Origin of the sequence: Helicobacter sp. 13S00477-4, from assembly GCF_002272785.1 — a bacterium.
Lineage (GTDB): Bacteria > Campylobacterota > Campylobacteria > Campylobacterales > Helicobacteraceae > Helicobacter_J.
This window is the reverse complement of sequence record NZ_MLAS01000025.1, coordinates 1-8458: the sequence shown is the minus strand read 5'-3', so window position 1 is coordinate 8458 and position 8458 is coordinate 1. Positions and strand designations below refer to the sequence as shown.

Sequence of the window (8458 nt, the reverse complement as noted above, 5' to 3'; positions counted from 1 at the left end):
ATTATCATTTTTGATAATAAAAATCAAGTGCAATTCACCCAAACTCCACAAGAATCCGCCAGCCACTTGAGTCAATACTATGGCTCACTTTGTTGATTACATATTGTCCTTCTAGCTCTTTATCCCCACTTAGATTCAAGAGTGTGCCTGCATAATAAACCAAATATTTTAAAAAAATAAAAATGCTTTTAAATATTACATATAAAAATCTTTTTGTATTCCAGAATACCTATAAGCTTTTCAAGCGAGAAGGAGTATTCTTGATTAGTTTGGGATTTGTTTTTTTAAGTTACTCTACGATATTAATATTGTATCTTTCCTAATGCCTCTATTTTGCTTGATTCCATCACTCGAGAATAAAATTTTCCTGTGGTTGATATGGTTGAATGACCCAGTATATCTTGAATGACTTGCATATTGGTATTTTTATTTACCAATAAAGTAGCTAAATTATGTCTAAAAATATGATTTCCTCTTTTATTAAAAATACAGCATCTTTTTAAAAAGCATTAGTATTGTTATAAAGAGTGCTATAGGTAATTGGAAATAGTCTATCTTTGTCTTTAAGATTGATGCAAATTTGATGCAACAAATCTCCTAAAATTGCTTTTCTAATCTGAACATTCCTAATCTTGTTTCCCTTGCCATTGACTTTAATATTAAAAAAATCATCTGAGATCACGCTAATATCTTCAAGTTTTATATTTAATAATTCTGAAGCCCTTAAACCACAAAAATATAAAATATAAATCCCTGCGATATTCCTTATTTTTTTTATATTTTTTGATTGCTTCTCTTTTTGTAATTGCGATAGTATTTTATTGTTTTCTTCAGGTGTGAATCTCAATACCTCTGTTTCAACCTTTAATGGTTTTAACTTTTGAAACAATGGCATTAAATCAATAAACTCATCATTATTATCACTTATAAAACTAAAGAAGACTCTTAAAGCTGTAATATAAGTATTAATCGTCCAATTAGAAACTGATTTTTTATTTTTTGGTTTTCTTTTCAGAATAGATTCTCTAGTTTGAAGGATAAATAAATTAATAAACATTTTATTAAATTCACTGATTTTTCCTATCTCATCTTGAGTTCTACAAAATTCTATAAAGTCTTCTATCTTGATTGAAAATGATTTAATGGTATGAATACTTTTATTCCTCATTTTTAAATTATCAATAAAAAAATATTGCCAACGAATCAAATCTTGAATTAAATTTCCTGTATCAATTTTGATTTTTTTCCTAAATATAGTATATACTTTCAAAGTATATACTATTTATAGCTAATAAAAGAGTAAGAAAATATTTTTTAATAGGCTTATTTTTGATGATTAGTATCTTCTATTTTTATGATTATTGACAAGTGATTGCCTTCTGTCTTTTTATTCTTGCAGAAGTGGACAATTTTAGTTAATAACTATCAGAAATAAGCTATTTTGGTTTATCCTTAAATATCGTATTTCTGTACTAAACAAATTTACGATTATTGCCAAAATAGCAATGAACAGATTGACTAAGTCATCATGAATCATATTATTAACATATTTATTTAACTTTTAATCTATGCTTTTAAAAGTTTTTAAAACACTTCAAATTCATTTGAATTTTCTTGATGGTTATGATAGGATTTTATTAAATTTGAATTTAAAAAGGAGTTTTTAATGGGATTTTTCACACAGCTTAATACAATGAATATTGCTGATAATAGTTATGAGTCCTATGCGTATAATAGACTTAAAAATGCTATCGACCAACAAGAAAAATATTTCTATCACGCATTTGCTTGGTTGTTTACTTGTAGGATACAGAGGTATAGAGATAGACTTTATGTTGGATTGCTCAGAGATGAGAATTTAGAAGTAATCAGAGATAGTGAAAAACAACATATCCAGTTTTTAGAAGACCCACAGAAGGCTACTAAATTTGCTGGACTCAATGATGATTATTTGTATCAAAAACTAATTTTAGATAGATTACACCCTATGTATGAAGAATTTATCTTATTGCTAGGAGCTGGAGATGAAGTCAAAGGAAAAGACACACTAAGGAGGCGTATGCTAAAAGGAGAATTCGTCCTTTCTACAGAAGCAGTTGAATACGCAAGAGCTAAGATGTTGATGGAAATAAAATCAGATTTTGATTTCCTCAGGAAAAAATTAGCAATCGATACTGAGAAAATGCGGAAGTTTGATTTATCCCCCCCCCATCACAGAGAAATATTTTGAGGTGGGTATGAAAAAAAAGCTAGATAAAGATTATGTAGACAAACTTTCAGATTCCAGAGTAGGGAAGGAGAGGATTGAGAATTGGTCAGACAAAGAAAAATATGTCATCAATAGGGTAAAAATCCAAATTGACTTTTATTGTAAAGAGTTCTTGGCTAAGTTCGCTGAGAGAAAAGAAAATCAAATAGTAGGTGAGGATAGGTTTTTGTTGTTTGATCATGTAGCAGAAGAGGTTGTAAAACCACAAGATTTCAAACCTTTATTGACTCGTTATAGCACCTTTATCCCGCAATTTGTAGACATATACAACAAGTATGAAGTCGCCATGTGGGGTTCAGGCTCAAGTAATGTAGGAGGAAACGGCTGAAGTTGAGTTTTTTAAAAAACTCAACTTCAGCCGTTTCCTTTAGGGTTTGAGCCTGAACCCCCACCTCCTGATTTTGACTCAGCACCTGTGCCAAATTTAGAAGCTGCTTTCACTCCTGGAAGGTTCCTGACGCCTGGAATACTCATGCCGATTGTGCCAAATTGTCTTATTGTGTTTGCAGTATCCAACACTCCTTGACCAGTTGTTTTAGCGATAGCCCAGCCTCTTAAAGAAGTTTCCATAACTTGTAGTCCTCCAAATTTTTCTGCAGTGCCACCAATCATAGCACTATAAGCTTCTCCACCACTTGCAGTATAACCCATTGTTAGGCTTGTTCGGGTATTGATAGCATAGTGCTGTCCTTTATAGCTACCCCCTTCAAGTTGTCCACCTGAAGCTGCCATGCTTTTTGATGATCTGATGCCATTGACCATCATCTCAACCCTTTCGCTTTTATTAGTTTTTAAGGTTCAATAAAAATATTTATGTATTTACAATATAATTACGAAAAGATAACATATAAAGGCAATCAAAATGACAAATTTAATTAAGATTGGCAACTCAATGGGAATTCGAATCCCAAAAGCTTATATAGAAAAGATGAAATTACAAGATTCAAAAATAAGTTTTGAAATCGTTCAAGATGGACTCCTTTTAAAGCCTATACCAATAAATAAAAGGGAGAATTGGGAAGAAAAAATAAAATTAGCCCTAAAGATCAACCAAAAAGACAATGATGAATTTTTAAATTTGGATTTAGATTTTGAAGGTTGGGAATGAAACGATTTGAAATTTGGTATATTAATTTAGATCCTACGCAAGGAAAAGAAATAAAAAAAACTAGACCCTGCGTTATCGTATCTCCTAATGAATTAAATGCCTTACATACAAGAATTATTATTCCTATGACAACAAAAGGATTTGATCTGCCTACTAGATTAAAAATTCACTTCAATAAAAAAGAATCTCTTTTATTATGCGATCAAATTAGAAGTGTTGATAAAAATAGATTGATAAGCAAAATAGGCGAGTTGTCTAAACAAGAATGTATTTCTTTATGTGAAATTTTAAGCACGATGTTTGAATATTAAATAAAAATAATAAAAAATCGACAAAATAAGATAATAATACTAAATTTCATCATAATTTGTTTTATCTCTGAATAATATTTATATTATAATCTATATCCTTAAAAAATAAAATATAAATATTATTATATGAATATTTATATAATGGTTCAACTAAATAAGGATATACAAATGATAGAAAAATATTATGCACTTTTCTCAAAAAATCGAATAGATAGTTATTCTAGCATAGAAGAACACAACCTCAATTTAAGCTTAATTCAAGAGCTTACGAAACCAATCGCCATTATTGAGCTGGTAGTTAGAAATAGAATTAATAAAATTATGCAACAAATAAAAGAAGAATGGATACATGATTTATATAGGTTACTAGATGAAGAAAATCAATATTTAGCATTAAGAGGACATAAATCAATTATATATAGAAAATTGAATGAGGAAATCAACAAATTAACAACTAAAAAATAATATAACAAATGATCAGCTAATATCAAGAATGTCATTTGGCTTTTGGTTTAATATGGCTTCTTATGTTTTGGATAAAAAATCAATCAAATGCTCCTATAAAGATGTAATCAATATTGACAGAATCAATCTTGTAAACTATCACAATAAGAATCATAAAATAAACGATAATGTTTTAAAATTGAAGATTATTCTGAATTTAATTTTAATCATTCGCAATCGTGCATTTCATTGGGAAAATTTGTTAAAAATAGGATATGCAAAAAAAGGATACAGAATTCCAAAGATTTATGTTAAAAAAAATCAATCTACAAACGGAATCTATCCAAATAAAATAAAAATCTTTATAAATGACGTTTTGGAATGTTTTGAAGAAGATATGCTAGAAAAATACAAAATCCCCTTTAAAGGGGCGAACGGATATTGATAAAGTAACTTTATACATCCGAAATGTATTAAAATGATACACTAATTATATTAACAAATCAATAGAAAATTTGATTAATTCGCAATCAATCATGATTGAAGATATTTTCTTCTGTCTTTTGGATAGTAGCTTCATTTTTAGGGTTATTTGCCATATTTCATACTCACATTGCTATTGAAATCTTTTTGCTGATGAAAATTTGATATTAGAGAGCTTTTTATAATAGAGAGGTAGACATTTTCTTTTTTTACTCCCCAACCATTATAATTTTTATATTCAATAGAATAGGTAGTTTAAAATCATTAGCTTGTTGCTTTTTTGATAATTCAAAAGCATTTTAGCTTTGATTTCAATAAGAGGTTCAAGAGCTTGATATTCTTTTAAAGCCTCTCCTTTTAAATACTTTGCTTTAAGTTCATTGATGTTGTAGGTTTGTTGTAGGTTTGAAGATTTATTTTATTTTTCATTCAAAAGCTCCTTTTTTCTTTGTATGCAGATGTTTATATCTTTTAAAGGTGTTTTTTGAGATTTTTTAACAAAAGTATGCAAAATCACGATTGAGTTTTTTTCAAAATAACAAAACACGCTTCTAGCAATCCCACTCTTTGCCTTTAGTCTGATTTCAAATAATCCATTATTCAAAGATTTTGTATAAGGCATTCCAAGATTAGCAGAATTTGTTTTATCCATCAGTTCAATAATTTCAAAAAACTTAGCTACCAAATCAGGATTCAAACTCATCGTGTCTTTTTCAACATTTTTTCAAATCATCAAGCTTATCATAATAATTTTCTATGGCTTTAGAAATAAGGCTTGATCTTGTAATATTAAGCTCTTTAGCATAACTATCAAGAGATGAGAAACTGCTATTTTATCCATCCTTAGATTAACCACTTGTTCATTGGCTCTTCCGTTTTTTTATACTACTATTGTAATACAAATAAACCAATCAACTTTATAATTATTAAACCAAAAATACATCATGTTCCTCACGCAATAAAGAAAGATTTTGCTTTGAATTCCATTGTTGCTTAATAATACCTGCCACATTCCTTTTAATACTTTCATATATTTTTTTATCATTAGGAATAGGGATTAATATTTCTTGCCACCTATCATCTATATTTGGCAAACAAGGTTCATAAAAGACCTTGTTTTTAGTTTGTTCCCAAACAAACCTATGGGAAAGGGCATAAAGTAAATACTCTGGAGTAATACCATAATTGTTTTGTTCATCTTTCATTCTGATGATAATTATCTCTCTGGTTAATAACATTTTTCCATCATATGGAGACACCATCGCAACACTTCCAATCCTGTAACTACCCCTACTTACATATAAAATATCTTTTGGTTTTAAAGATTTTTTAACATTATAAAGCCTTTCATATTCTTCATTGGGTATTAAAGAAGTTATATCAATATAAGGTTGCCAATTCACTATATCTTTGACCCGAATATAAGGAATATCACCAGTTCCCTTCAATTCTCCTCTTGGAGAACCATGTCCACTAAAAGTTTCTAAAATCCCCTCATTAAGAAAATGTTTAATGGGTATTAAAGAAATATTTTTTTTCTTCGCTTCCCTTTGAATTTTTGTTATTTTTTCTTTCCAATAAAATCTAGGGACTAAGATGCCTTTTGAAACAACCTCACTGGTCTTTACTTTAAAAGTTAATGATTTATCCCCCCCCCCCCTGAAATATTTTTGAATCACTATTTTTTCTTGAAGCTATTATTTCTTTTATGATTTGAAAAGTATCATCTTTAATTTGTTTATTGTCATCATAAATAGGCTTACCTTGATGATCATGCCCTATATATTCTGCAACTGCCATATTTATATACTCTTGTTGTGGCATCCCTTTCTGAATAACAATAGCACAACATTTAGCATTATTATGAGGTCTAAAAGTATTATGTGGCAAATCAATAATCCATAAAATATTGTTATTTTTAAACATAAATTCAATACATTCTTTATATGAAGGCAAGGCAAAATAAGGTTCAGGCAAAATAATTCCAAGTTTACCACCTATTTTCAAAAACTGCATATTGCGTTCCAAAAATAATGTGGATACATTGCCCTGTTTTTTAAGTTTTGGATTTCCTTTTTGATGATAATAAGATAATTGATATTGAGAGAGCTTATCCCTACCCTCAACTTTTATATTTTTTCCAAAAGGAGGATTTGCTAAGAGAATATCAAAATCTCCTAGCTTTACATTTGCCTGCGTCTGTAATGACCAATTTTTTGGCAATTCTAGTGCATCTTCGTTAAAAATACCACCCTTTCCATCACCAAGAATTGCCATATAGGATTTAGAAAGCTTGGTTAAAAATGGGTCTTTTTCAATTCCCCTGATATTTTTTATAGCAAGAGTTTTTACTTCTTCAATTTTAGCAGCAGTACTCCAGCCATATTTTTCTCCTTCCTCTTCAATAATAGATTCAAGCTTTCTTAAAGATTGCACAAGAAATCCACCACTACCACAAGCACTATCAATAATCTTATCATTCTTTTGAATATCTATAGCCTCAATAATAATATTTATAACATTGCGGGGTGTAAAGAATTGACCTTCTGATTCTTTAACAGATTTATCAATAAAAACTTCAAAAGCATCTGCCATGACATCTCTTTCCGTTTGAATGATACTAAAAGATTGGAGTCTTCCAATAATGCCTCTGAGAGTTTTTGCATTAAAAAGAATTTGATCTTTTGAAGTAATAACATCTTCATATTTTACCTGTATAGCAATAAAAAGCTTTTTTATACGGTTTTCTATATCTTCATCACTATCTTGGAGTGTTGCCCTAAACTCACAGTTTTTATCTGATTCACTAAATCTCTCATCATAAATTTTACATAGCATAAGTAATATCATTTGAGAAGCAATTTCATCATCTCGAGTAATGTTTCCATTTGCGACTATCCACCCTCGAATTTCTTCAAAAACATTTTTTAAATTATGCGTTGGTCTCAAATTTTCTTTTTTATAAAGACCAATCTCATTAATATTCTCATAAGCTTTAGGAATGCTGGGCATTTCTTTAAAAATATCAAGATCATTTTTTTTACTCCTATAAAGATAAAGACTTTGTTTCCCATTATATAAAACGCCTATCTTAGCACCTGAAAAAGACATATAAATTTCAAGCTGTTTTCTTTCTGATTCTTTAAATTTAGTATCAGGTTTTTTACATTCTACGATCATCTTAATTTCTTTATTGCCCGCTATATTTTCATAGACTACAATATCCATAGGATAACCTTTTTTATCCGAAGGCGTAGTTTTTACTCTAACTTGAGGACGAGTAACAATCATCGACTTTTCATAACCATAATCTTCCATCAAAATTTTACAAAAAGGTTGCGTAGCATATTTTTCTTCTGGAGTTGCTACAATTTCTTTACCAGAAATGCAATCAATTATTTTTTCTGCCATTATATTCCCTTGATAATTTTATTATTTTATGTTCTTCTATTTTCCCTTCTAGCATATCCTGCATTCAGATATTTGCTATTAATATCCTCAATATTCATTCCATCGCCATTATCTATGAATTATAATCTCATTTCAATCCTTTAAACCATATAAACCTATATCCATTACTTTGTAAAAATTAATATTTTACCATTCTAATATTTTTAATGCACTATTATGAATTTGATAAAGATTAGTGATTACCTCTACTCTACTCATTCTTTATGTAATAGGCTAAAAACAAATTCCAAAAAATATAAATTGAAATTTCAAAACAATTCACTATGTGAGCCTAATTTAAAAGCATTCAAGATTAAAATATCTTCCCTCTTTTGATAGATAAGCAATAAGTCAGGCAAGATATGGCATTCTCTAAAATCTTTATATTCACCT

Annotated in this window: 12 protein-coding genes; 6 read left to right on the top strand and 6 right to left on the bottom strand. The window is 29.1% G+C overall.

Annotation, left to right across the window (positions count from 1 at the left end):
* Positions 1-499 precede the first annotated feature (499 nt).
* Entirely contained in the window at positions 500-1270 is a 771-nt protein-coding gene (locus BKH44_RS08510; RefSeq protein ID WP_095272400.1) for a tyrosine-type recombinase/integrase, read from the bottom strand.
* Between the two features lie 396 nt (positions 1271-1666).
* Here BKH44_RS08510 and BKH44_RS08505 point away from each other — a divergent pair, with 396 nt between their 5' ends.
* On the top strand, positions 1667-2230 hold the full coding sequence (locus tag BKH44_RS08505; protein WP_095272397.1) for a hypothetical protein: 564 nt from the start codon (positions 1667-1669) through the stop codon (positions 2228-2230).
* A 7-nt stretch (positions 2231-2237) separates the two neighbouring features.
* A complete protein-coding gene (locus BKH44_RS08500) occupies positions 2238-2597 on the top strand; it encodes a hypothetical protein (RefSeq protein WP_095272395.1) in 360 nt (119 codons plus the stop codon).
* Between the two features lie 26 nt (positions 2598-2623).
* Here BKH44_RS08500 and BKH44_RS08495 read toward each other — a convergent pair whose 3' ends face one another.
* Entirely contained in the window at positions 2624-3034 is a 411-nt protein-coding gene (locus tag BKH44_RS08495; RefSeq protein WP_143428337.1) for a hypothetical protein, read from the bottom strand.
* Positions 3035-3131: 97 nt separating this feature from the next.
* Here BKH44_RS08495 and BKH44_RS08490 point away from each other — a divergent pair, with 97 nt between their 5' ends.
* The 4 genes from BKH44_RS08490 to BKH44_RS08475 all read left to right on the top strand — a co-directional run bounded on the left by BKH44_RS08490 (position 3132) and on the right by BKH44_RS08475 (position 4577).
* Positions 3132-3377: an AbrB/MazE/SpoVT family DNA-binding domain-containing protein gene (locus BKH44_RS08490; RefSeq protein WP_095272389.1), complete on the top strand. Its 246-nt coding sequence runs from the start codon at positions 3132-3134 to the stop codon at positions 3375-3377.
* Positions 3374-3688: a type II toxin-antitoxin system PemK/MazF family toxin gene (locus BKH44_RS08485; RefSeq protein WP_219349886.1), complete on the top strand. Its 315-nt coding sequence runs from the start codon at positions 3374-3376 to the stop codon at positions 3686-3688. The genes BKH44_RS08490 and BKH44_RS08485 overlap by 4 nt, the downstream gene beginning before the upstream one ends.
* 168 nt (positions 3689-3856) lie before the next feature.
* Positions 3857-4153 (top strand): hypothetical protein, encoded by a 297-nt coding sequence (locus tag BKH44_RS08480; protein WP_095272384.1) that lies wholly within the window; start codon positions 3857-3859, stop codon positions 4151-4153.
* Positions 4154-4205: 52 nt separating this feature from the next.
* Positions 4206-4577, top strand: coding sequence for a hypothetical protein (locus BKH44_RS08475; protein WP_095272381.1), 372 nt, complete (start codon positions 4206-4208; stop codon positions 4575-4577).
* Between the two features lie 456 nt (positions 4578-5033).
* Here BKH44_RS08475 and BKH44_RS08470 read toward each other — a convergent pair whose 3' ends face one another.
* The 4 genes from BKH44_RS08470 to BKH44_RS08455 all read right to left on the bottom strand — a co-directional run.
* Positions 5034-5318, bottom strand: coding sequence for a type II toxin-antitoxin system RelE/ParE family toxin (locus BKH44_RS08470; protein ID WP_095272378.1), 285 nt, complete (start codon positions 5316-5318; stop codon positions 5034-5036).
* A gap of 223 nt (positions 5319-5541) precedes the next feature.
* Complete coding sequence (locus BKH44_RS08465) at positions 5542-6294, bottom strand: hypothetical protein (RefSeq protein ID WP_095272375.1); 753 nt, start codon at positions 6292-6294, stop codon at positions 5542-5544.
* Entirely contained in the window at positions 6260-8026 is a 1767-nt protein-coding gene (locus BKH44_RS08460) for an N-6 DNA methylase (protein ID WP_095272372.1), read from the bottom strand. The genes BKH44_RS08465 and BKH44_RS08460 overlap by 35 nt, the downstream gene beginning before the upstream one ends.
* Positions 8027-8334: 308 nt before the next feature.
* On the bottom strand, positions 8335-8458 hold a 124-nt coding region (locus tag BKH44_RS08455; RefSeq protein WP_143428306.1), incomplete at its 5' end, for a type II toxin-antitoxin system mRNA interferase toxin, RelE/StbE family.